General features: G+C 39.8%; 24 protein-coding genes and 2 tRNA genes. 16 read left to right on the top strand and 10 right to left on the bottom strand.

The genetic code is table 11. The features are described from left to right. The 4 genes from KKF19_01505 to KKF19_01490 all read left to right on the top strand — a co-directional run bounded on the left by KKF19_01505 (position 1) and on the right by KKF19_01490 (position 3,190). A complete protein-coding gene (locus KKF19_01505) occupies positions 1 to 1,275 on the top strand; it encodes an insulinase family protein (GenBank protein ID MBU2579620.1) in 1,275 nt (424 codons plus the stop codon). Continuing rightward, positions 1,276 to 2,292 carry an AI-2E family transporter gene (locus tag KKF19_01500; protein ID MBU2579619.1) on the top strand — a complete coding sequence of 339 codons (1,017 nt, stop codon included), beginning with the start codon at positions 1,276 to 1,278 and terminating at the stop codon, positions 2,290 to 2,292. It begins immediately after the preceding gene. A 4-nt stretch (positions 2,293 to 2,296) separates the two neighbouring features. Continuing rightward, the gene (rsmI, locus tag KKF19_01495; protein MBU2579618.1) at positions 2,297 to 2,968 is read left to right on the top strand and encodes a 16S rRNA (cytidine(1402)-2'-O)-methyltransferase; all 672 of its coding nucleotides are present in this window, start codon (positions 2,297 to 2,299) and stop codon (positions 2,966 to 2,968) included. Positions 2,969 to 3,111: 143 nt separating this feature from the next. Next, positions 3,112 to 3,190, top strand: a tRNA-Ser gene (locus KKF19_01490). Positions 3,191 to 3,267: 77 nt separating this feature from the next. Here the strand turns inward: KKF19_01490 and KKF19_01485 are convergent. Both KKF19_01485 and KKF19_01480 read right to left on the bottom strand, forming a co-directional pair. After that, on the bottom strand, positions 3,268 to 3,768 hold the full coding sequence (locus KKF19_01485; protein MBU2579617.1) for a GNAT family N-acetyltransferase: 501 nt from the start codon (positions 3,766 to 3,768) through the stop codon (positions 3,268 to 3,270). Between the two features lie 289 nt (positions 3,769 to 4,057). Next, on the bottom strand, positions 4,058 to 4,417 hold the full coding sequence (locus tag KKF19_01480) for a hypothetical protein (GenBank protein MBU2579616.1): 360 nt from the start codon (positions 4,415 to 4,417) through the stop codon (positions 4,058 to 4,060). 148 nt (positions 4,418 to 4,565) lie between these two features. Here KKF19_01480 and KKF19_01475 point away from each other — a divergent pair, with 148 nt between their 5' ends. Next, positions 4,566 to 5,429 carry a tyrosine-type recombinase/integrase gene (locus tag KKF19_01475; protein MBU2579615.1) on the top strand — a complete coding sequence of 288 codons (864 nt, stop codon included), beginning with the start codon at positions 4,566 to 4,568 and terminating at the stop codon, positions 5,427 to 5,429. Further along, complete coding sequence (gene metG, locus KKF19_01470; protein ID MBU2579614.1) at positions 5,419 to 6,864, top strand: methionine--tRNA ligase; 1,446 nt, start codon at positions 5,419 to 5,421, stop codon at positions 6,862 to 6,864. Before KKF19_01475 ends, metG begins: the two co-directional genes overlap by 11 nt. Positions 6,865 to 6,872: 8 nt before the next feature. On the opposite strand, the gene KKF19_01465 is transcribed toward metG, so the two are convergent. After that, positions 6,873 to 7,226: an S-adenosylmethionine decarboxylase gene (locus KKF19_01465; protein MBU2579613.1), complete on the bottom strand. Its 354-nt coding sequence runs from the start codon at positions 7,224 to 7,226 to the stop codon at positions 6,873 to 6,875. Positions 7,227 to 7,302: 76 nt separating this feature from the next. On the opposite strand from KKF19_01465, the gene KKF19_01460 reads away from it, so the two are divergent. After that, positions 7,303 to 8,103, top strand: coding sequence for a TatD family hydrolase (locus KKF19_01460; protein MBU2579612.1), 801 nt, complete (start codon positions 7,303 to 7,305; stop codon positions 8,101 to 8,103). Positions 8,104 to 8,184: 81 nt separating this feature from the next. Further along, entirely contained in the window at positions 8,185 to 10,608 is a 2,424-nt protein-coding gene (leuS, locus tag KKF19_01455) for a leucine--tRNA ligase (protein ID MBU2579611.1), read from the top strand. A gap of 41 nt (positions 10,609 to 10,649) precedes the next feature. Here the strand turns inward: leuS and KKF19_01450 are convergent, their stop codons facing one another. Further along, a complete protein-coding gene (locus tag KKF19_01450) occupies positions 10,650 to 11,006 on the bottom strand; it encodes a response regulator (GenBank protein MBU2579610.1) in 357 nt (118 codons plus the stop codon). Between the two features lie 96 nt (positions 11,007 to 11,102). Between KKF19_01450 and KKF19_01445 the strand changes: the two genes are divergently transcribed. Continuing rightward, positions 11,103 to 11,738: a threonylcarbamoyl-AMP synthase gene (locus tag KKF19_01445; protein MBU2579609.1), complete on the top strand. Its 636-nt coding sequence runs from the start codon at positions 11,103 to 11,105 to the stop codon at positions 11,736 to 11,738. 5 nt (positions 11,739 to 11,743) lie between these two features. On the opposite strand, the gene KKF19_01440 is transcribed toward KKF19_01445, so the two are convergent. After that, positions 11,744 to 11,831 (bottom strand) — tRNA-Leu (locus KKF19_01440). Between the two features lie 67 nt (positions 11,832 to 11,898). Between KKF19_01440 and KKF19_01435 the strand changes: the two genes are divergently transcribed. Together KKF19_01435 and KKF19_01430 are read left to right on the top strand one after the other, a co-directional pair. After that, positions 11,899 to 12,663 carry a ParA family protein gene (locus tag KKF19_01435; protein MBU2579608.1) on the top strand — a complete coding sequence of 255 codons (765 nt, stop codon included), beginning with the start codon at positions 11,899 to 11,901 and terminating at the stop codon, positions 12,661 to 12,663. A gap of 4 nt (positions 12,664 to 12,667) precedes the next feature. After that, complete coding sequence (locus tag KKF19_01430; protein ID MBU2579607.1) at positions 12,668 to 13,579, top strand: ParB/RepB/Spo0J family partition protein; 912 nt, start codon at positions 12,668 to 12,670, stop codon at positions 13,577 to 13,579. A gap of 9 nt (positions 13,580 to 13,588) precedes the next feature. Here KKF19_01430 and KKF19_01425 read toward each other — a convergent pair whose 3' ends face one another. The 3 genes from KKF19_01425 to dprA are packed head-to-tail and all read right to left on the bottom strand — an operon-like array spanning position 13,589 to position 18,003. Further along, positions 13,589 to 15,073 (bottom strand): RelA/SpoT family protein, encoded by a 1,485-nt coding sequence (locus KKF19_01425; GenBank protein MBU2579606.1) that lies wholly within the window; start codon positions 15,071 to 15,073, stop codon positions 13,589 to 13,591. 9 nt (positions 15,074 to 15,082) lie between these two features. Continuing rightward, entirely contained in the window at positions 15,083 to 17,116 is a 2,034-nt protein-coding gene (gene topA, locus KKF19_01420) for a type I DNA topoisomerase (GenBank protein MBU2579605.1), read from the bottom strand. Beyond that, entirely contained in the window at positions 17,113 to 18,003 is an 891-nt protein-coding gene (dprA, locus tag KKF19_01415; protein ID MBU2579604.1) for a DNA-processing protein DprA, read from the bottom strand. The genes topA and dprA overlap by 4 nt, the downstream gene beginning before the upstream one ends. Positions 18,004 to 18,217: 214 nt before the next feature. On the opposite strand from dprA, the gene KKF19_01410 reads away from it, so the two are divergent. Next, entirely contained in the window at positions 18,218 to 18,457 is a 240-nt protein-coding gene (locus KKF19_01410; protein MBU2579603.1) for a hypothetical protein, read from the top strand. Positions 18,458 to 18,472: 15 nt separating this feature from the next. Here KKF19_01410 and pth read toward each other — a convergent pair whose 3' ends face one another. Next, positions 18,473 to 19,003: an aminoacyl-tRNA hydrolase gene (gene pth, locus KKF19_01405; GenBank protein MBU2579602.1), complete on the bottom strand. Its 531-nt coding sequence runs from the start codon at positions 19,001 to 19,003 to the stop codon at positions 18,473 to 18,475. A 55-nt stretch (positions 19,004 to 19,058) separates the two neighbouring features. Next, positions 19,059 to 20,153 carry an LCP family protein gene (locus KKF19_01400; GenBank protein MBU2579601.1) on the bottom strand — a complete coding sequence of 365 codons (1,095 nt, stop codon included), beginning with the start codon at positions 20,151 to 20,153 and terminating at the stop codon, positions 19,059 to 19,061. A 67-nt stretch (positions 20,154 to 20,220) separates the two neighbouring features. Between KKF19_01400 and lepB the strand changes: the two genes are divergently transcribed. The 4 genes from lepB to KKF19_01380 are packed head-to-tail and all read left to right on the top strand — an operon-like array spanning position 20,221 to position 23,532. After that, entirely contained in the window at positions 20,221 to 20,757 is a 537-nt protein-coding gene (lepB, locus tag KKF19_01395; protein MBU2579600.1) for a signal peptidase I, read from the top strand. Between the two features lie 13 nt (positions 20,758 to 20,770). Beyond that, positions 20,771 to 22,072, top strand: coding sequence for a histidine--tRNA ligase (hisS, locus tag KKF19_01390; GenBank protein MBU2579599.1), 1,302 nt, complete (start codon positions 20,771 to 20,773; stop codon positions 22,070 to 22,072). A 4-nt stretch (positions 22,073 to 22,076) separates the two neighbouring features. Continuing rightward, positions 22,077 to 22,403, top strand: a complete 327-nt coding sequence (locus KKF19_01385) for an HIT domain-containing protein (protein ID MBU2579598.1) — start codon at positions 22,077 to 22,079, stop codon at positions 22,401 to 22,403. Next, positions 22,396 to 23,532, top strand: coding sequence for an amino acid permease (locus KKF19_01380; protein ID MBU2579597.1), 1,137 nt, complete (start codon positions 22,396 to 22,398; stop codon positions 23,530 to 23,532). Before KKF19_01385 ends, KKF19_01380 begins: the two co-directional genes overlap by 8 nt. Positions 23,533 to 23,548 lie beyond the last annotated feature (16 nt).

Here is a 23,548-nt window from a genome sequence, read left to right as displayed (position 1 = left end):
ATGAAAAATCATTATAAAAAAACTACTCTTAAAAACGGATTGAGGATTATTACTGTCCCGTCTAAAAATACCAAAACGGCAGCTGTTTTGGTTTTGGTGGGGACGGGGTCTAAATACGAGACGAAGGACATTAACGGGATTTCTCATTTTTTAGAGCATATGTTTTTTAAGGGGACCAAAAAATATCCGAGCACTTTGAAATTGATTGAGCCGCTGGACAAAATTGGCGGACAGTATAACGCCTTTACATCGGAGGAATATACCGGCTATTGGGCGAAAGTTGACGCGAGTCATTTTGATTTGGCTTTGAATTGGGTTTCTGATATCTATTTGAATTCAAAAATAGAAGAGAAAGAAATTAAAAAAGAGAGAGGAACGATTCTGCAGGAATTAAATATGTATTTGGATACTCCAACGCGTCATGTTTATGACCTTTGGACAAATCTTTTATACGGCGATCAGCCGGCGGGTTGGAGGATTATTGGCGAGGAAGAAACGATTAAAAGCGTTCAAAGAGCGCAATTTGCCCAATATCTTAAAGACCACTATTCTTCGCGAAACACGATTGTCGCGGTCGCGGGCAATATTGATGGTGATGAGGCGGTTAAGAAGATTGCGAAATGTTTTGGGAAAATCAATCATAAGGCGGTTGTGGGAAAGCTGCCGGTTGTAGAAAAACAAGATAAACCGCAATCGCTTGTTTATTACAAAAAAACGGATCAAACGCATTTACATTTAGGGGTTCGTGGATATAATATTTTTCATCCAGATAAGTACGCTTTAAGTTTACTTGGCGTAATTTTGGGAGGCAATATGAGCTCTCGCTTGTGGATTTCTGTTAGAGAAAAACAGGGCTTGGCGTATTATGTTGGGACGGGCGTTGATAGCGATACTGACACAGGGTTTTTGTCCACGCACGCAGGGGTTGATAATCAAAAAGTGGAGAGGGCGATCAAAACGATTTTGGATGAATACAAAAAAATCGCTACGACAAAAATCAGTCAAGCGGAGTTAAGAAAAGCGAAGGACTATATTCGGGGCTCTTCTTTAATTGGGATGGAGTCGTCTGATGAGCGGGCGTCTTTTGCCGCTTTTCAGGAACTTTTGACTGGAAAAATTTTGACTCTAGACCAAAAGTTCGCTAAAATGGAGGCAGTGACGGTTGATGACATTCAAAGAGTCGCGCAAGATATTTTCAAGCCGGAGAAATTAAATCTGGCGATGATCGGACCGTTTAAGGATAAGGATAAGTTTGAGAAAATATTAAAAATATAAATGCTTAACGATTCTCGGACAATTAATATTTCAACTTCAACGATTTTCAGGACAGTTATTATTCTCTTGGGGTTGATTTTTTTGTATACGATTCGCGATATTTTGGCGATTATTTTTGTCGCTTTGATTATCGCGGCGGCTGTTAATGACCCGGTGAGTTGGCTTCATCGGCATAAAATTCCCCGGCTCTTGGGTGTGGTTTTTATTTATCTGCTTTTTCTTTCTTTCTTGTCCCTAATTATTACTTTAATTTTTCCTCCGTTGGCGGAACAAATTAAGCAATTGGCTATTAATTTTCCCAGTATTGTTGAGAGGGTTGGTTTGAGCGTTCAGGATTGGTGGGGCAGATTTCAAATTGAAGGAAATTTCCAATCTTTTTTGGGCAGCGCGAGCGAGCGGCTGACTCAAGCCACTTCAAGTGTTTTTAACACAATTACAGGAATTTTTGGCGGGTTCTTTTCAGCGATTGTCGTTTTGGTTATTTCTTTTTATTTAGCCACCCAAGAGAAGGGAGTTAAAAATTTTTTGGTTTCTCTAACTCCTGTTGAGCATCGGCATTATCTTTCGGATTTAGCTAATCGCGTTCAGATTAAAATTGGCGGCTGGGTGAGGGGACAACTTTTACTAATGCTGATTGTTGGTGTCTTGACATATATAGGTTTATCGGTTTTGGGCGTAAAATACGCTTTGGTTCTGGCTTTAATTGCCGCTTTGTTTGAGATTATTCCGTATATGGGACCGATTTTAGCGGCGATACCGGCGGTTATTTTGGCCTTTATTCAATCGCCTATTTTAGCGCTTATGGTTATCGTTCTTTTTATTATTATCAATCAAATAGAAAACTACATCATTGTTCCGCAGGTTATGAAAAGAACGGTTGGCTTGAGTCCGATTGTGATTATTATTGTAATGTTAATCGGCGCCAAATTGGCGGGCGTCTTGGGTATTATTTTATCAGTTCCCGTCACCGCGGCGATCGCTGAATTTGTGAAGGATTTTCAGGAGAAAAGAAATTAGTTTTATGAAACTATACATCGTCGCGACGCCTATTGGTAATCTGAAAGACATTTCTTTTCGGGCGATTGAGACGCTAAAAAAAGTCACTCTTATTCTTTGCGAGGACACGAGGGTCGCTCAAAAACTTTTGAGTCGTTATGAAATTTCCAAGCCGACGGTTAGTTACCACCAGCATAGCGAATTAAAGAAAAACGAATATATTTTAGAGCGATTAAAAGAAGGGAATGACCTGGCTTTAATTTCGGACGCGGGGACGCCTTCAATTAGCGACCCGGGCGCGAAGTTAATTGAATTTTTGTTTGAGCAAATGCCCGATTTGGAGGTTATTCCCATCCCCGGACCATCGGCGCTAATCGCCGCTTTAAGCGTTTCCGGCTTTTCAGCGGATAAGTTTGTTTTCCTCGGCTTCCCGCCCGTGAAAAAGAAAAGAAAAAAGTTTTTTGAAGAAGTCGCCAATTCAAAGCACACAGTTGTCTTCTACGAATCCTGCCACAGAATTTTAAAAACGCTGCGAGAATTAGAAAGTGTTTTAGAGCCCGAAAGGCAAATTGTCGTCTGCCGAGAAATAACAAAGAAATTTGAAACAATTTACAAAGGCGAAGTCAAAGAAGTGATTGAGAAAATTGAAAAAGACAAAACAAAAGGCGAGTTTGTGGTTGTGGTTAAGGGTAAATAGGCGATGTGGATAATTGGGCTTGACAATATTTGTTACTTTGTTATGCTTATAGTTGTCAAGCACGGAAACAATCGTTCTCCGAAAATCCGAGAATTACTTCTCGGGTTTTCTTTTTGTTTATTTTTATGATATTATGCTCCTGTGGAGTTTAAGGGGCCACCTCATGGCGAGGTTTCCGTGCTTGACACTCGGAAATGAGGGGTTCGATTCCCCTTGGCTCCACGCTAAAAAACCGCCTTGCTATAAGACGGTTTTTTAGTTTACCGAAATCGCGTTTATTTTTGTTTAATAATAATTTTTTACAATTTATTTAACTGGTCAATATCAGATTCCAAGGTGACATTGTAGTCATTAAATCCTTGGGTTTTATAAAATTTGATAGCTTGGGTATTTCTAGCTGTGACAAGTACTTTAATTCTTTTGACGGCGTTTTCTTTACACCAACCAATGAAAGCATCATAAAGTTTTTTACCATGTCCAGCTCTTCTATGTTCTTCTATGATATACATATCATCTAACTCAGCAAAACTATCTACATTTCTATAAAATTCATTTTCCGACAAGCTTCCAGCAAGATAACCAACAATCTTCTCGTTAATTTTTAAAACAAAAGCGCAGCCTTTTTTGCTCTCAACTCTTTCTTTGTAAAAATCTTCCCCATCTTGAGATAATGGCCAATCACAATTAATAGTTTTGTCGTATTTAACGAACTCTTCTTCAAACAACAGTCTATTCAAATTTTGAATATCCTTAATGTTTTTGGTTGTTGCCGTTTCGATTTGAGGTTCTACTTTTTCCATTTTTTCTAAGGAGGGTGTAAATTTTTGATTTAGCTCGTTCATATTGGTCTAGTTAAAAAAATAAATTGCTAAAATTATTAAATTGATTAATAAAGAGAGGCTTTTTGAATTGCGTATAACATCAGGATTATGAGAAGTTTGCGAAGCAAATTTGGGAAAATTCAGCAGGAATTTTCCTCATAATCCTTGTTATACGCCCCGACGACTGAAAGGAGGAGAGCCTGCAAGGCGTGGTCGGAGCGAAGCGGAGAAGTCGGCACGGGGCACGTCATTTTTTTATCTGCAAAAATTATTTAGCAGTTTTGTTAATGAAATCATAAATCTGTTGTTCAACAGGTATATTCAATATTTTAATCATTATGATATTAACAATAATAAATTTTAGAATTATAAAAATCAAAATCCAGGAAACTAACAAGATTAAACGTTTTATCCAAATATTGAAGTTGTCATATTTTGGGTAATATCTAATAATTTTTCCTTCAACAAATTTTGTAATCGGAAGAAGTTTAATAAAAAGTAAAATTTCGAGAATTAAAACAAGGGTTACAGGGATATGCATCTTGAAATACAAAAAATAAATTATTATAACTGAAAGAATAACAAATTTTGCTATTTGATAAATTTGATATTTTGATTTTTGAGCCATATTATTCATAAGAATATCATTCCTTTTATAATTTTTGCTTTTATAGTGCCCCGTGCCGATTGCGTATAACAAGTTATATACGAACTTATTGACTTGATTTGACAAACGAGATAAAATAATCGCATTAACTTCCGATCATAACAATACTATGAACAGTAATTATCAATATCCGAGCAAGAATCCAATATTGCAATTAAAGCAGGAAATGAAATTGCGGAGGTTCAGCGATAAAACTATTAAATCCTACCTGTATTATATCACGAACATATTAAAATTCGCAAATAAAAATCCGAAAACAATTAACACGGCGGACATTAGAATTTATTTGGAAAAATTATCCGATAATAGAAAATCAAGTTCGACCTTAAATACCGCCTATAGCGCGTTGAAATTTTATTTTGAGAAAATTCTCCGCCGAAAATTTTTTATAAATATACCAAGAGCCAAAAAGGCAAAGAGATTGCCGGAAGTTTTAAGCAAAAAAGAAATAGCGAATATTTTAGCCACTGTTCAAAATGTTAAACACAAATTATTATTGGCTTTAATGTATTCGTCTGGGCTGCGCGTTTCAGAGGTTGTTAATGTTAAGGTTCAAGATTTGGATTTTGGCGGCAGAGCAGTTAGAATTAGGCAAGCCAAAGGAGCGAAAGATAGAATAACTATTTTATCTGAAAAAGTTGCGGGTGTTTTGGAGAAATATATCAAAACCAAAGAAGCTAATAATTATGTTTTTGAAAGTTTGAGAGGAGGGAAATTAACGGAACGGGCAGTTCAAAAAACTTTTAGTAGCGCGTTAAAAAAATCTGGCATAAAAAAGCAAGTCAGTTGCCATAGTTTACGGCATAGTTTCGCGACGCATTTACTTGAAAGCGGTGTAAGTATAAGATATATTCAAGAATTATTGGGGCATAAAAGGTTAGAAACAACACAAATTTATACGAAGGTGGCTACCAATAAATTAAAAAATATTCGCAGTCCGTTGGATAGTTTTTGTTTAAAAAATGAAGAATAAATTCTATATCACCACCAGTATTTTTTATGTTAATTCGGTTCCTCATATTGGACATGCCTTGGAGATGGTTCAGGCGGATGTTTTGGCGCGCTATTATCGTCAGTTGGGGGATGATGTTTTCTTTTTAACGGGGGCGGATGAGCATGGGATAAAAATAGTTAGGACGGCTGAAAAAACCGGGAAATCTGTTCAGGCGCTTATTGACGAGAACACATCTGAATTTAAGAGATTAACAGAGGTTTTGAATATATCAAACGATGATTTTATTAGAACAAGCGACTCAAAACGCCATTGGCCGTCTGTTTATAAAATCTGGGATATTTTGAATAGCAAAGGAGATATTTATAAAGGAAAATACGAGGGGCTTTATTGCGCCGGGTGCGAGGCGTATCTTAATCAAAGCGATTTGGTTGACGGCAAATGCCCGATACACAAAAAAGAACCAGATGTTTTAGAGGAAGAAAACTATTTTTTCAAATTATCAAAATACATTCCGAGAGTAAAGGAGATGATTGAAAAAAATGAATTAGGCATTGTCCCCGAAAAAAGGAAAAAAGAGATTTTGGGTTTAATTAAACAAGGGGTTGAGGATGTGAGTATCTCTCGACCCAAGGAAAATCTTACTTGGGGAATTCCCGTTGAAAAGGACGCTTCGCAAACGATTTATGTCTGGTTTGAGGCGCTTTGCAATTATATTTCCGCGCTTGGATATGGCGGCAATGAAAAGAATTTTGAGCGGTATTGGCCGGCTGATATCCATTGCGTCGGAAAAGACATTTTGCGATTTCATACTCTTTTGTGGCCAGCGATGCTTTTGGCGGCCGAACTGCCTTTGCCCAAAAAGGTCTTTATTCACGGGTATTTTACTTCTGAAGGGCAAAAAATGTCCAAGTCAATCGGCAATGTTGTTAATCCTTTTGATGTTGTTGAAAAATACGGAGCCGAAGTTGTTCGTTATTATGTTTTGCGAGAATTTTCCAGCACAGAAGATGGTGATTTTAGCGCCGAACGGCTTAAAGAAAGATACAATGCCGATTTGGCGAATGGGTTGGGGAATTTGGTTAGCCGGGTTTTAACCTTGGCGGAGAAAATAAAAATGAATCAGGAATCAGGAATCATAAATCATAAGATAGAAGAAGAGATTAAATTAACCAAAGAAAATTATAAAAAAGCGCTTGGGGAGATTAAATTTAATGAAGCGTTGGAGGCGGTTTGGAAATTAATTTCGGTTTGCGATGAGTATGTTGAAAAAAACAAACCATGGGAATTGCAAAAGAACGACGAAAAAAAGTTTAATGAAGTAATCTCGGATTTGCTCGTTTCCCTAAAAGAAATCGCCATTTTGCTCAAACCATTTATGCCGCGAACGGCCGAAAAGATTTTAGAGCAAATCAAGCAAAACAAAAAAACCGAGGCGCTCTTCCCTCGGTTGTAAATCATTCTCTATCTTTTAATTAGTTTTTTGGTTAATTTTTTTGGTTCAAAAGTTTTTTGAACGAGATTGACTATTTTCCGAGAATTGAATTTTTTGCAGGAAAATAAGTCAAGATACAAGGATTCTTTGAAGGGATAAGTGTGGATGCTCACATGGCTGTCGGCGATTATGACAAATCCGGTGACTCCGCTTTCTTCTTTTTCTTCGTGTTCATAATACAGCACTTTCGGTTTGATGATCGCTTTCATCTCCGCGATTTTTACCAATTCAAAAATAAAGTTCTCTACGAATTTTTTACTTGAAAGCTTTTCTATCTTTTCGCAATTTTTCAAATCAAGGATTAAGTGATTCCCGTCTTTCATATTATAAATTCATTTATTCTATCGCCTGATTTATTCTATACCAAAACTTAATTTTTAACAATACGATTATACATTTATGAAAGAACCAATTTTGTTTGATACGCATTCGCACATAAATTTTAACGCCTATAAAGACGACGGAGAGGCGGTTATCGGACGAGCTTTGGAGGCGGGGGTTTGGATGATTAACGCGGGGGCGCAGTATAGCACGAGCCGTCGGGCGATTGAATACGCGGAGAAACACAAAGAAGGGGTTTACGCCGCGGTTGGGCTTCACCCAAGTCATGTCGCGGAGGTTTTTGACGCAGGGAAGTATGGGGAATTATTGAAAAATCCAAAAGTGGTAGCGGTGGGCGAGATTGGTTTGGAATATGGCGATGGCATTAGCCAGGAAGCGAAAGACAAACAGAAAGAGGTCTTGGCGCAGCAGGTAGAATTAGCGCAGCAAGCGGGTAAACCCATAATTTTTCATTGCCGAAAGGCGTATGACGACTTGATTGAATTGTTGGAAATGTTTAGTTTTGGATGCGCTCATTGTCCTCATTCTTGTTCGCCAAAATTGCGGGGAGTTATTCATTGCTTTATGGGACGATTGCCGCAAGCGGAAAAGTTTTTGGAAATGGGTTTTCATTTGGGCTTTAACGGAATTATCACCTACGCGCGGGATTATGATAAAATGATAAAAAAAATACCTTTGGAAAAGATATTATTAGAAACGGACTGCCCATATTTATCCCCTGTCCCGCATCGCAAAGAAAGAAATGAGCCGCTTTATGTCAAATATGTGGCGGAAAAATTGGCGGAAATAAAAGGCGTCAGTTTTGAAGAAATAGCCGCGCAAACAACAAAAAACGCGAGAGAATTATTCGGGGTGTAAAATTCGGCTTTAGTAAAGCCGAATTATATTGTTTTTATTTGATAATAGCCCGGAAATGGGTTATTATTTTATTATAAGAATATGGAGAAATATAATCCAAATAAAATTGAGGGGAAGTGGCGGAAGAGATGGGCGGCTGTTCGGCTTTACCAAAGCCGACTGAAGGAGAAGAGGTATGTTTTGGATATGTTCCCTTATCCTTCGGGGAGCGGGTTGCATATGGGGCATGTGGAATCGTATACGGCGACGGATATTTACGCGCGTTTTTCAAGGATGCGAGGGTATAATGTTTTGTATCCGCAGGGGTGGGACGCTTTTGGTTTGCCGGCGGAAAATTACGCGATTAAGATGGGAATTCATCCGGCTGAGACCGTTAAAAAAGCGATAAGCGTTTTTAAGCGGCAGATAAATTCACTTGGTTTTTCTTACGATTGGGAAAGAGAGATTAATTCGTCGGAGGCGGAATATTATAAATGGACGCAGTGGTTTTTTCTTCTTTTTTATAAAAACGGGCTGGCTTACAAAAAGAAAGCGAGAGTTAATTGGTGCGAGAAATGTCAGACGGTCTTGGCGAATGAGCAGGCGGAAGGGGGGAAATGCGAAAGGTGCGAGAGTCCTGTGATTCAAAAGGATTTGGAGCAATGGTTTTTTAAGATAACAGACTTTATTGAAGACCAAAATTATAAGGGGAGGAAAATAAAAGGTTTAATCAGCGGGTTGGATGATGTTGATTGGCCCGAGTCAACCAAGCAAATACAAAAAAACTGGATTGGCAGGTCAGAAGGGGCGGCGGTTAAATTTTCATTGAAGAGTGAAAAATTTGGCCTTGAAAAAGGAATTGGGATATACACGACTCGCGCCGACACTCTTTTCGGTTGTTCGTATTTCGTCCTTTCTCCAGAGCATCCATTGGTTGGAGAATTTAGGGAGTCAATTAGAAATTGGAGCGAGGTTGAGAAATATAGAATTAAGGCGCGAAAAAAAACCGAATTGGAAAGGACTGATTTGGCGAAGGAAAAAACGGGCGTCAAATTAGACGGCGTTTTAGCGGTTAATCCCGTCAACGGTGGGGAAATTCCTGTCTTTATCGCCGATTATGTTTTGGCTGATTACGGGACGGGCGCGGTGATGGCGGTTCCAGCGCATGACCAAAGGGATTGGGAGTTCGCGACAAAATATAAATTGCCGCTCGTTGAAGTTCTTAAGGGGGGCGATGTTGGAAAAGAAGCGTTTGTCGGCGATGGTCCGCATATTAATTCCTCCTTTTTAGATGAGTTGAACAAAGAGAAGGCGACGGAAAAAATAGTTGATTGGCTGGAAAAGAAGAAATTGGGCGGGCGAACTGTTAACTACAAATTAAGAGATTGGCTAGTGAGTCGCCAAAGATATTGGGGGGCGCCTATTCCCATTATTTACTGCGAAAAATGCGGGGCGGTTCCTGTTCCCGAGAAGGATTTACCCGTGAAGTTGCCAAGAGATGTTGATTTTATGCCGACTGGCGAATCGCCTCTTAAATACGCGAAGAAATTTCAAAATGTAAAATGCCCTAAATGCGGGGCGGCGGCGAAAAGGGAGTCGGACACAATGGATACTTTTGTTTGTTCGTCTTGGTATTATTTAAGATACGCTGACCCCAAAAACAGCAAAGAGTTCGCGGGGAAAAAGGCGCTAAAAAAATGGTTGCCCGTTGATATTTATGTTGGCGGAGCGGAGCATTCTGTTTTGCATCTTTTATACGCGAGATTTTTTGCGAAGGTTTTGCAAAAATATGGTTTGGTTGATTTTAATGAGCCGTTTTTGAAGTTGAGGCATCAAGGGACGATTCTCGCCGAAGACGGGACTAAAATGAGCAAGTCAAAGGGGAATGTCGTTAATCCCGATAAGATTGTCGCTGAATATGGCGCTGATATTTTGCGTCTTTACGAAATGTTTATGGGGCCTCTTGAAGACGCTAAGCCGTGGAATACAAAAGGGATTATGGGCGTAAAAAGGTTTTTGGAAAAGGTTTGGCGAAGAGGGAACAAGATAGATAATATAAAAGATAATAATTTGGAAAAACTTTTGCACAAAACAATTAAAAAAGTGACAGAAGATATTGAGGAATTCAAATTTAATACGGCGATCAGTCAGATGATGATTTTCGCCAACGAAGCGGAAAAAAGCGGTAGTGTTTCTTTGGAGGTTTGGAAAAAGTTTTTGCTTTTGCTTTCTCCTTTCGCGCCGCATATCGCGGAGGAATTGTGGGAAAGGTTGAGTAATAAAAAGAGTATCTTTTTAGAGAAATGGCCGTCTTATGACGCTGAAATTATTCAAGAAAAAAATGTTAAGATTATTATTCAAATTAACGGAAAAATGAGAGATATTATAGAAGTTGAAGCGGGAATTTCCGAAAAGGAAATTGAAAAATTGGCTTTGTCGCGGGAGAAAATACAAAAGTGGACCGATGGCGAGAAACCCAAAAAAGTTATTTATATTCCAGAAAGGTTGGTCAATTTGGTTATGTAAATGTTAAAGCCAAGGAAGTTGTCCTTGGCTTTGGTTGGTTGTTATATTAGTTTTTTAACTTTTTCTAAAAGTTGTTCCACGAGATATGGTTTTTCTATGACCAGATCAGCGGGACTATCTTTTGGAACTAAACCAGGTCTGCCAGTTAAAATGATTACTGGCAAATCAGGAATTTTTTCTTTTAGTATTGCTGTTAATTCTAATCCATTCATAATTGGCATTTGAAGGTCAGTAATGACCAGATTAGGAATGAACTCGTATTGAATTTTTGATAAAGCGCTTGCCGCGCTGTCGCAATATATTACAAAGTATCCTCCAATGCGACTTAGTATTTCTTTTGTTATTTTTCCTAAATCGATATTGTCATCTACCACTATAATTTTTCTTTTTTCGCTCATTTTATCCCCCCTTTTATTATTTGTTAGTTAAAGAACTTATTGATTATACTAAAACCTTGCCATATTTTCTCTTTCGCGTCAAGTTTTTAAAAACTTATGAAAGTTATAAAATTCAATTTGAATGATTTTGAAATGGATGTCGTTTATGAAGCGGTCAAGGTTTTGCGGCGTGGCGGGTGCATTGTCTATCCGACTGATACAGTTTACGCCTTAGGGGTTAACGCTTTGGACGCTCTTTGCGTTGAGCGGCTTTTTAAAATTAAAAATGGTTCGCGGTTGAAGCCAATTCCAATTATGGTTCGCGATATTGAGACGGCAAAAAAATTCGCTTACATTGATAAAAAAACGGAAAAAATTCTTGGGGATATTTGGCCCGGAGCAGCGATGGCGATTTTAACAAGAAAGGGAATTATTCCCGATACTTTAGTGGCTAATAAAAAAACAGTCGGAATCAGAATTCCCGACTGCTCCTTCGCGCAAATTCTCGCCGAGAATTTTGAAGAACCAATTACTATCTCTTCAACTAAAATTAACAGAGAACCGCCTTTGATTTATTCCAGAGATGTCATGAAAGCGTTTGAAAAGTCATATCTCCGCCCCAATCTCTTTTTGGACGCAGGTGATTTGCAAAACAGCCAATCCTCAACCATCTTAGACCTAACCTCTGCCAAGCCAAAAATCACGCACATCGGGCCCATTAGCAAAAAGGATTTGATGGAGATGTTGGGATAAAAAGTTGGTGCCGGTGGTGGGAGTTGAACCCACATGAACTTTCGTTCATACGATTTTGAGTCGCACGCGTATAGCCAATTCCGCCACACCGGCCTTGTTTGTATTTTCTCTTAAAAAGAGATTGTTGTCAATTAAAAGGGATTAGAGTATAATAGATTTAATGGCGAAGATTATAAGTTTAGTCAATCAAAAAGGCGGGGTTGGGAAGTCAACTACGGCTGTAAATTTGGCTGGATACTTGGCGTCTTTGGGGCGTTATGTTCTTTTGGTTGATATTGACCCTCAAGCCAACGCCTCGTCAGGAATTGGAATTAATCCGCAAAAAATTTCCAGCAGTTTGTATCATGCTTTAATCGGAAAGGTTTCGCCGGAAGATGTTATTCGCAAGACCAATCTTTTGGGATATGATGTTTTGCCCGCTTCTCCAGATTTGGCTGGAGCGACGATAGATTTAGTTGGGATGGACAACAGGGAGTTCAAACTTTACGAGGTTTTGCGCCGCGTTAGGACTGATTACGACTATATTTTGATTGACTGCCCGCCAAGTTTAGGTCTTTTGACGGTCAATGGATTGGTCGCGGCTGACGAGGTGATTATTCCTGTTCAATGTGAGTATTACGCCTTGGAAGGTTTAGGGCAATTACTTAAAACGATTGAGTTGGTTCAGGAGAATTTAGAAAGCCCGTTGAAAATAAAAGGCGCTTTACTGACGATGTATGACCGCCGCAACCGCCTTTCGCGACAAGTCCGCAAAGAGATGGAAAGAAATTTTAATGACCATGTTTTTGAGTCAATTATTCCGCGCTGCGTCAAATTAGCGGAAGCGCCAAGTTTTGGGCAGTCAATTTTTCAATATGCTCCTAATTCCAGGGGCGCCAAGGCCTATCAAAATTTAGCCAAGGAAATAATTAGTTTGGAGAAATAAAATTATGGCGAAAACATTGGGGAGGGGGCTTCAATCGCTTATTCCTAAAAAACAACAAAAAATTACCGACTTGGCTTCAAGCCGGATGCAGAGAGCGGGCTGGGCGAAGCAAAAAAGGGAAAGTATTTTTAATGTGGAGACGGACAAAATCCGTCCTAATCCTCTTCAGCCAAGACGCGATTTTGCTGAAAAGCCGCTAAAAGAATTAGCTGATTCAATTAGAGAACATGGTATTCTTCAGCCGTTGATAGTCACCAAAGTTGAGAAAACGACAAGCAGAGGCCGTAAAGTAGAATACGAATTAATAGCGGGGGAAAGAAGGTGGCGCGCCGCCCAAATGGCGGGCTTGCCCAGCGTTCCTGTTGTAATTCGCGACAGCGCCGCGCGCCAAAAACTGGAAATCGCTTTGGTTGAAAATATTCAAAGAGAAAATCTCAATCCGATTGAAATGGCGATTGCTTTTAAGCAATTTCAGGATGATTTTGGTATGAAACATCATGAGATAGCGGAAAAGGTGGGGCGTCAGAGAACGAGTGTTACTAACTTTCTCCGACTTTTAACTCTGCCACAAGAAGTTCAAGACGCGCTTTCCTCCGGCAAAACCAAAGAAGGGCGGGCAAGAGCGCTTTTGCTGGCCGAGCCGTCGGCTCGCTTGCCCCTTTTTAGAGAAATGATGAAGCATGACTGGGGCGTTCGAGTGATTGAAGATAAAGCGAGAAAGTTCGCGGTTCCGAATAAGTTTGCGACTGGTCACGGTCCTAAAAATCCGTTTTTTAAGAAGATAGAAAAAGAGGTTGCTGATAATTGGGGACGCCGGGTAAGCGTTACGCAAAGAGGGGAAGTAGGCCATATGAGTATTGAGTTTGCGGGGGATAAGGAACTGAAAAAGTTGAGAGACCATCTGGTGAAGATGTAGGGTTAGTTGTTAATTCTTACGATACCAGGCGTTGATACTGCTTTTCGCTTGGTTGGTCTTAACAAATCTCAGCCAGTCCCGGCTTGGTTTTTTGTTTTTTTGGGTCATAACATCAACCATTTGTCCGTTTCTTAATGGTTCGGAAAGCGGGCATAATTTCCCGTCAACTTTAACGCCGACACATTGATGGCCAATGTCAGTATGGATTTGATAGGCGAAATCTATGGAAGTGGCTCCTTCGGGCAAATCAATAACATCGCCCTTGGGCGTAAAGACGAAAATTCGGTCCTTGAGAAAATCAATTTTGAGCGAGTCAAAAAATTCCCGCGGCGAAGAAAATTTTTCTTTTTGCCATTCTCGCAACTGCTTTACCCAAACAAGTTCTTCAGCCATTTTGATCGCTCTTTTTTTTGGCGCCTGCTTGAGAATTTTTTGCTGGATGTATGTTTTAAGCAGGCCCTTATTTTCTTTGTAATGCCAGTGGGCGGCGATACCATATTCCGCTTCTTCGTGCATTTGAGGCGTGCGGATTTGAAGTTCGGTGATTTTCCCCTTGTCGCAAAAAATGGTTGTGTGAATAGATTTATATCCGTTTGATTTTGGAAGAGCGATATAATCCTTAATTCGACCAAAGAGAGGTCGCCATTTTTTATGGACAATTCCCAGAGTCGCGTAACAACTTTCAATATCGGGGACGATCACTCGCAGGGCGACTAAGTCGTAGACTCTGTGCCAATCCATATCATATTTCAAAAGTTTTTTATATAAACTGTAATAATGTTTCGCGCGCGCGTGAATTTCAACAACCTTAATTCCTTTTTCGCTTAAGACCTTTTTAATCAGAGGGATTGTTTTCTCAAGATATTTGATGTTTTCGGCGTATTTCCCTTTAACTTTACTTGATATTTCCTGATACTCTTTTGGATTAATGAACGCGAAAGAATAATCTTCCAGTTGTCCTTTAATTTCTCCGATACCTAAACGATCAGCTAAAGGAGCGTAAATTTCCAATGTTTCTAAAGCGATTCTCTTTTGTTTTTCTGCGGGCAAGGCGTCAAGCGTTTTAATGTTATGGAGGCGATCGGCGAATTTTATCAGAATAACTCGGATGTCTTCTGCCATCGCTAAAAACAATTTTCTTAAATTTTCCGCCGCTCTTTCCTCGCCCCGATATTTAAGTTTCCCAATTTTACAGACCCCGTTGACCAATTTCAAAATATTCGCGCCAAATTCTTTTTCCATTTGTTTTGGCGTGACCTTTGTATCATCCAAAACATCATGAAGCAATCCAGCGGCGATGGTCTCTGAATCCATTCTTAAGCGAACGAGCGTTTCAGCCGCGCCGAGACAGTGGGTGATATAATCGTCCCCTGATTTTCTTTTCTGTCCCCGATGCGCTTCCGCGGCAAAATGGTAGGCCCTCAAAATAACATCAGAGTCCTCTAATGGATTATCTTTCTTAAATTGTTCAATAATTTGCTGAATATCAGCCATAATTTGATTCTATTTACATTCTTTATTAGAACATTTAATTGCTTTTCCTTTTTCTACCATGAGGGCGCCGCATTCGGGGCATTTTTCGCCGGTGGGTTTGTCCCAGAGGGCGAATTTGCATTTGGGGTATTGAGAGCAGGAGTAGAATGTTTTTCCTCTTCTTGTTTTTCTTTCAATGATGTCGCCTTTTCCGCATTCAGGGCATTTGACGCCGGTTGGCACGATAATTGGCGCGGCGTGCTTGCATTTAGGGAAGGCGGAGCAGGCGTAAAACTCGCCGAACCTTCCTAATTTAATTACGATCGGGCTGCCGCATTCGGGGCATTTTTTTTCGGTTGGTTTATCAAGAATTTTCTTTTCTACTTCGTCATATTTTTTGAGCAGGTTTTTATGGAACGGTTCGTAAAATTCTTTAATAACCGTTTGCCATTCTTGTTTGCCTTCGGCTATTTTATCTAAATCGTTTTCCACTTTGGCGGTAAATTCAACATCAACAATTTGGGAAAAGTTTTCCTTGAGCAGATCTATGACGATAAAGCCGATTTCCGCGGGGATAAATCTTTTTTGCTCATCTTTTTTAACATAGCCGCGGTCTTGAATTGTGCTAATAGTCGGCGCGTAAGTTGAGGGGCGGCCGATGTCGTATTCTTCCAAAATTTTAATAAGCGAGGCGTCGTTGTATCTGGCGGGCGGGAGGGTGAAATGTTGGGAAGGAATGAGTTTAATTAATTTCAAGAGTTCGTCTTTCGTGAGCGGGGGCAGAACATTCTCTTTAAATTTCATCGGGCAAATTCTTAAAAAGCCGTCAAATTTAATTGTTGAACCGTTGGCTCGGAATGTATGTGGGACGCCTTTTGTTTTTTCCGCTAAAATATCAACGGAGACGGAATCCAAAATAGCGGGATTCATTTGGCTGGCGATAAATCTTTGCCAAATTAAATTATATAATTTGTATTGGGTCGGATTGAGATATTGCTTAATTTCGGACGGTTCATATTTTGGATGGGTTGGGCGGATTGCTTCATGCGCTTCTTGCGCGCCTTTTTTATTTGTTTTGTAAAATTTGGGAGCGTCTGGAAGATATTTCGCGCCGAGTTTGTTTTTAATAAATTCGCGCGCAGAGGCGAGCGCTTCGGCGGCGATATTAAACGAATCGGTTCTATGATAGGTGATGTGACCGTTTTCGTATAGTTGTTGGGCGATTCGCATTGTTTGTTTGGCGGAAAAGCCAAGTTTGCGCGCCGCGTCTTGTTGGAGGACGCTCGTTTTGTATGGCGGCATGGGATGTTTTTTTAATTCCTTGCGTTCCACGGCGGCGATTTTGTATTCGGCTCCATCAAGGTTTTTTAAAATCGCGTCCGCTTCTTCTTTATTTTTTATTCCCATTTTGGGAATTTTTTTATCGCCCGTTTTGATAAGATGCGCGATGAATTGATTGGGGTTATCGCGCTTTTTTAATTCCGCTTCAACGCTCCAGTATTCTTCCGGTTTGAACGCTTTTATTTCCCTTTCGCGGTCAACAATGAGGCGGACGGCGACTGACTGGACTCTTCCAGCTGACAATCCTTTGACTACTTTTTTCCACAAAAACGGCGAGAGTTCGTATCCGACGAGGCGGTCTAAAATTCGCCGCGCCTGTTGGGCGTTGACTAAATTAATATCAATTTCTCTCGGATTTTCCAACGATTCCTTAATCGCTTTTTCCGTTATTTCGTGAAAAACAATTCTTTGATGCGCCTTGGGTTTGGCGGTTTCAAAAATTTGGAGAATATGCCAAGCGATGGCTTCTCCTTCGCGGTCTTCGTCAGTCGCAAGAATGATTAAATCTGCTTCTTTGGCGGCTTTTTTTAATTCGTTAGCCGCCTTTCGCGCTTTGACGGGAATAATATATTTGGGCGCGAAATTTTTTTCTGTGTCTATGCCAAGTTCTGATTTAGGCAAATCGCGGAGATGCCCAAAAGAAGACAAGACCTTGTAGTTTTTGCCTAAAAACTTGGAAATTATTTTTGCCTTTGTAGGGCTTTCTACGATAATTAGTTTCATAAATTAAATTCTTGGAGAATGTCGTCGGCTTGGCTAATTAGTTTAGCGCCCATCTTTATTAAATTATTCGGACCGAAAGAATTGACGGAGAAAATTGGTCCGGGTAAAGCGAAAACATCTCGGTTTTGTTCTAAAGCGTCTCTGGCCGTAATCAAAGCGCCGCTTCTTTCCGCGGCTTCAATAACCAAAACGCCCTTGCTTAATCCGGAAATAATGCGATTGCGTTGGGGGAAGTATTGAGGGAGTGGTTGGGTTTCAAGAGGAAATTCGCTAATGACAGCGCCTCCGCTTTGAATTATCTTTTCTGCCAAGTCACGATTACAATACGGGTAAATACTCTTATAGTCAACTCCGCAACCTAAAACGGCGATCGTATTTCCGCCGACTTTAAGCGCCGCTTGATGAGCTAATGTATCTACGCCTTTTGCCAATCCGCTGATAATAGTTAATCCCGCTTGGGCTAACTCGGCGGTGAGAAGGGGTGTTATTTGTTTTCCGTAAAGAGAAACATTTCTTGAGCCGACAACACCCAACCCCAAATTGTTTTCAGACGAGATTTTCCCTCTAACATAAAGCATAGCGGGTGGGGCGTATATTTCTTTAAGTAGTTTCGGATAATTTTTGTCTTGGATGGTGACGAGGTCAACCCCTTCCCTACTTAATCTTTCCATTTCAAAATCAAGATTAATTTGAGACCTTTTCGCGCGGATATTTTCAATAGCTGATTTGCCTATCCCGGCTTTTGCAAATTCGCCTGTTTCGGCTTGCCAAGCGTTTTCTATTGTTTTAAAATAGCCCAACAGTTTTTTGAAAGATATAGGCCCAATTCCGCCAATAAGATTAAAAGCGTTGTAATATTTTGCGTGGGGCTTGACAAATTTATTCATTCTGTTATAATGTGGACAGTTAAATATAGTTCCTTAAAATCTTTAGTATTCGCGGACCTGTCTGGGGAGCGGCCACGGCTGAACAATCCCTCCTACCGTTCAGTTAGGCCAGAGTTCAGAGACGGTTTGCTTTTGCAAGTTAGTTTCTGGCGCTCCTTGGCAGGTCTGCGAATACTAAATTATAATTTTTTTCAACTTTAACAAGGGGGTTGTTATGATGAAAAGAGAAAAGAGAACAACAAGAGAAATGTTAAACACTTTTGTGGTTATTCTTGTAATAGTCGGCGCGTTTTTGGTTTTTGGAAGCGTCGGCGGAATGGAGAATAATTTCATAGACATAGACATAGGAATAAAAGCAGATTCCGATAATTTGATCAAGGGAACATATTATTCCCTGATTGGATTCGGAATCATCGCGATTGCTATATTTATAGCAAATCGCAAAGAAGGTTGAATTTTTGTGAAAAACCTAAAAGGCTGTCCTTATAATCTGGATGGCCTTTTTTATTGTCTTTTGGACAATTTTTTCCTCTTTGTCGGTAAAATTTTGAAGAACAAATTCTTCTGTTTTTAAATTTTTCTGTTCGTCGGATTTGATGCCGAGGCGCATTCTGATGAAATCTTTTGATTTTAATTTTTCAATAACCGACTTGATACCGTTGTGTCCAGCGGCGCCTCTGTTTTTTTGGATTTTCGCTTCGCCTAAAGGCAAATCAATTTCGTCATGGATAATTAAAATTTCTTCTGTTAAGATTTTGTAATAGTCGGCGATTGATTTGACGGCGATGCCGGAGTTATTCATAAAAGTTTGCGGTTTGGCAAAAATGATTTTTTCGCCGTTCAAAAAACATTCCGCGACAAAAGCGTTAAACCGAAGATCTATTTTCCAACTACTTGCTTCCATTTCCCGCGCCAATACATCAACAGCCCGCCATCCAAAATTATGGCGGGTTTTTTCATATTGTATGCCTGGGTTGCCGAGACCGACTATAAGTTTCATAAAAATTTAGTTTGTTAGTTTGGGGACTGTCCCCAAGAGGGGACAGTCCCCAAACTTATTCTATTGTTTGTTTGATGAAATTTTTTATTTCATCATAATTTTCCTGTCCCGCCTTTGGATAGACGACGGAGGCGGTGTATTGTCCGAGGGGGACTTGCCCGCCAATCAGAAGACCTGTTTCTTTTTTATCTATGACGATGCTGGAAATATTGTCCGAGCCGATTTTTTGGGCTGTTTGCCAAAATGATTTCATTTCCATAATTCCCAAGTCGGTTTCAATATGGCTCTGCAAACTACTGAATATCTTAACATAAGTTGGGAAATCCCAAAGGGGATTAAGAGCGAGGACTTTTTGTTTGAGGAGTTGAATGACTTGCTGTTGGCGGGACATTCGGTCAAAGTCGCCGTTGGGCGAAGTATAGCGGGTGCGAATATATCTCAAGGCCGTCGCGCCGTTCAAATATCTCCAGCCGGCAGAGAGGTTGAATGTTTGATATGAGTAATTAGGACCGGGGAAATACGGGTCGTTGATGTCTTGCTCGACGAAAACATTTAATCCGTCAACTAATGAAATTACTTCTTCAACGACGGCCAGGTCAACGATAATATGATGGTCAACCGCCAGTCCCGTAATCTCGTAAATTTTTTCTTTGAGCCATTCAATCCCGACCAAACTATAAAGCGCGTTTATTTTGGTCAATCCGCCTCTATTAGGGATTTGGACCAACAAGTCGCGCGGAAGAGAAATTAAAAACGCTTTTTGTCCGCTGTCGGATTCCTCGTTTTGTTTGAGATGGATTAAGATAATTGTATCCGTTAAATTGCCACCGGAATAACCATCTCCCGGTCTGCCTAACGCTAAAATGTTTATTTCCGGTTTTTCTTTTTTAAAAACCTGCGAGGGCAAAATAGATTTTATTGTTTGGGTTGGTTTGTTTTGGCTAATTTCTTTTTTTGTCTCGTTCGTCGCGTAAGAGGCGTCCAATATTTGCCAAGAAAGCGCGGAAAGGAAAAGAGCGATTAGGATAAACGCGGAAAAGACGACAATATTTCGTTTTTTATTTTTTTTCTCTTGTCTTTGTTTCTTAATCCGCTCGTCAAATAAATCCTTTTTAATAAGTCGGTTGATTTGTTTAAGATGGTTGTTCATGGATTAAGGTTAAATTAAGTATATCAGATTTGATTTTTTTTGTGAAATAAGTTAAAATTGTCCCTATATGAGAAAATTGTTTGTTTTTGCATGGGAGATTGTTAAAATCGTGGTTATTTCCTTGGCGATCATTGTTCCAGTTCGCTATTATTTAATTCAGCCGTTTTTTGTTTATGGGGCTTCTATGGAGCCGAATTTTAGCAATGGGAATTATTTAATTATTAACGAAATTGGTTATCGTCTTGGCGAGCCGCAAAGGAGCGAGGTAGTCGTTTTTAAATATCCGCTTAATCCATCGCAGTATTATATTAAAAGAATTGTCGGATTGCCAGGCGAAACAGTTGAGATTAAGGACGGTCTGGTTTTTATTTACAATCAAAGTTTTCCAGATGGGATGGTTTTGGATGAGTCGTTGTATTTACCTAAGGACAGAATTACCTCGGGCAATACAAAAATTAAATTAGGAGAAGACGAATATTTTGTTTTGGGCGATAATAGGCAAGCCAGTTCAGATTCGCGAAGATGGGGGGCTTTGCCGGAGGATAATATTATTGGCAGGGCGTGGATTAGGGCGTGGCCTTTTAATTCAGCAGAGGTTTATTAAACCAAAAAAAACAATGAATAAAAAATCATTTCAAGCAGTTAGGGGGATGCGCGATATTTTGCCTGATGACCAGAGATATTGGGAAAAGGTTCGGCGAATTATTGGAAAAGTTGCCGAGACCTACGATTTCGCGAGAATAGACACGCCTATTTTGGAGAATGTTGATTTATTTGTGAAGGGGACGGGCGCGTTTACGGATATTGTTGAAAAAGAAATGTTCGCTTTGAGGACGAAGGGAGGCGACAAGTTGGTTTTGCGTCCGGAATTTACGCCGTCGGTGATTAGGGCTTATTTGGAAAACGGGCTTTCAAGATTGCCTCATCCTGTTAAATTATACAGCGTCGGTCCTATTTTCCGTTATGAAAGACCTCAAAAAGGTCGTTATCGGCAATCGGAGCAGGCGAGTTTTGAGACCATTGGCGAAAAAGACCCCGTTCTTGACGCGCAATTGATTCAGTTGTTTTTTTCCATTAGCGGAGAGTTGGGTCTTAAGAGGTTGGTGACGCAAATCAACAGCGTTGGCTGTCCGCAATGCAGACCAAATTACAAGAAGGCGCTTTTGGTTTTTTTTAGGAAAATAAAAAACGAACTTTGTTCCGATTGCCAAAGGCGGTTGAAACAAAATCCGTTAAGATTGCTTGATTGTAAAAATGAAAAATGCGCTCAATTAACCGAGGATGCTCCGCAGGTGATTGATTCTTTGTGCGGCGAATGTCATAATCATTTCAAGAGCGTTTTGGAATATTTGGACGAGTTAGAAATTCCATATATTTTAAACTCGCGTTTGGTTCGGGGACTAGATTATTACACAAAGACGGTTTTTGAAATATGGCCGGAAGAAAAAGATGGTCGTCAAATCGCATTGGCGGGCGGCGGGCGGTATGACGGATTGGTTAAACTTTTAGGAGGAAGAGAAACGCAGGCGGTTGGATTTGCGATTGGTTTAGACAGAATGATTGCCTTAATGAAGGAAAGAAAGATTAAGGCGCCTTCAAAAGCTCGCGCTTCGGTTTTTTTGGTTCAGTTAGGCGATTTAGGGAAAAAGAAGTCATTAAGTTTATTTGAAAAATTGCAAAAGGCGGGGATAAAAACAGCGACTTCTTTTAACCGCGACAGAATGACGACACAATTGAAAATAGCCAATAAATTGGGTTCGCGATTTGCTTTGATTTTAGGGCAGAAGGAAGCGCTTGACGAAACAATTATTGTCCGCGATATGATTTCTGGAATTCAGGAGGTTGTTCCGATGGCTAAAATTATTAATGTTCTTAAGAAGAAGATTAAAAGCAAATTAGTGGTCAAACGATTAGTGTAAGATTATGGAATGCTTATTTTGTAAAATCGCTCATCATCAACAAGAGGTGGATCTTGTTTACGAAAACGAGGAATTTATTGTTATTAACGATATTCATCCTCAAGCGCCGATTCATCTTTTAATTATCCCGAAAAAGCATATTGATTCAATTAACCATTTAGAAGAGGCGGATAAAGAGATGATAAGCAAGATGATTTTTTTGGCGAAGGATTTGGCGAGTCAAAAAGAAGTGGCGGAAAAAGGATATCGTTTGTCTTTCAATGTTGGGCGCGGAGGCGGACAGATTATTGACCATTTACATTTGCACTTAATGGGAGGATGGAATGAATAAAGATTTTTTTAAGGCGTTTTCTACTTTAACAGGGACTATTATTGGAGTGGGTCTTTTTAGTTTGCCTTTTATTACCGCTCGGGTGGGCATTTGGGTGATGCTTCTTTATTTTTTTGTTTTGGGAACGGTTGTTATCTTAGTGGCTCTGCTTTATGGCGAGATCGCCTTAAGAACGGAAGATATGCGCCGTTTACCCGGCTACGCCGAAAAATATTTGGGCGCGTCGGCTAAAAAAATCGCCTTGATTTCAAACGGTTTAGGGTTGGGCGGAGCGGTTTTGGCTTATATTGTTGTCGGGGGAAGTTTTTTGAGCGCTTTAGCAGGTCCGTTTTTTGGAGGAAGCAGTTTTACTTATACTCTTGTTTTTTTCGCGGTAGGCGCTCTTTTAATATATTCTGGTGTTAAAGGCATTGCTCGAGTTGAATTTTTTCTGCTTATTTTTCTTTTTGCCGTGTTGATATTAATTTTCAATCGCGGTTTTTCCTTTATTGAAATAAAAAACCTGTTTGCTTTTGACCCGAAATATCTTTTTTTACCTTATGGAGCTGTTCTTTTTTCTTTATCTGGTTCTTCTCTAATTCCAGAAGTGAAAGAAATACTTAAAGATAACCCAAAAAAATTAAAAAGCGTAATTATTTGGTCTGTTTTGGTTTCAGCGATTGTTTATCTTATTTTTATTTTTCTAATTCTGGGCATTACTGGACAAGGAACTTCTAACGAAGCGATTGCCGGTTTGAAAGCGATGCTTAATAATGGCGTCGCAGAGATGGCTTTGCTTTTCGGCATTCTGACCGTTTTCACTTCTTTTTTGACATTAGGATTGACGCTTAAAAAAATTCTTTGGTATGATTTGAAATTAAAGAAAAACTTGGCTTGGGCGTTGGCTTGTTTTGTTCCGCTCGCGCTTTTTCTTTTGGGCTTTGATGATTTTATCGCGATTATCAGTTTAACGGGCGGAGTTCTTTTGGGGGTTGATGTTCTTTTGATTATTTTAATTTATCTCAAAGCGAAAACAAAAGGCGATTTGATCCCGGTGTACAGTGTTAATCTTCCGCGCTTTTTCGCCTATTTTCTAATTTTGTTTTTTGTCGCAGGCGCGATTTACGAAATTATTTATTTCGCGGGTTGACAGTAGAGATGATATG

The sequence above is a fragment of the Patescibacteria group bacterium genome, assembly GCA_018830295.1.
GTDB lineage: Bacteria > Patescibacteriota > Minisyncoccia > Portnoybacterales > UBA2143 > JAHJSM01.
The sequence above is the reverse complement of the archived record's forward strand: the minus strand, read 5'-3'. Positions and strand labels throughout refer to the sequence as shown.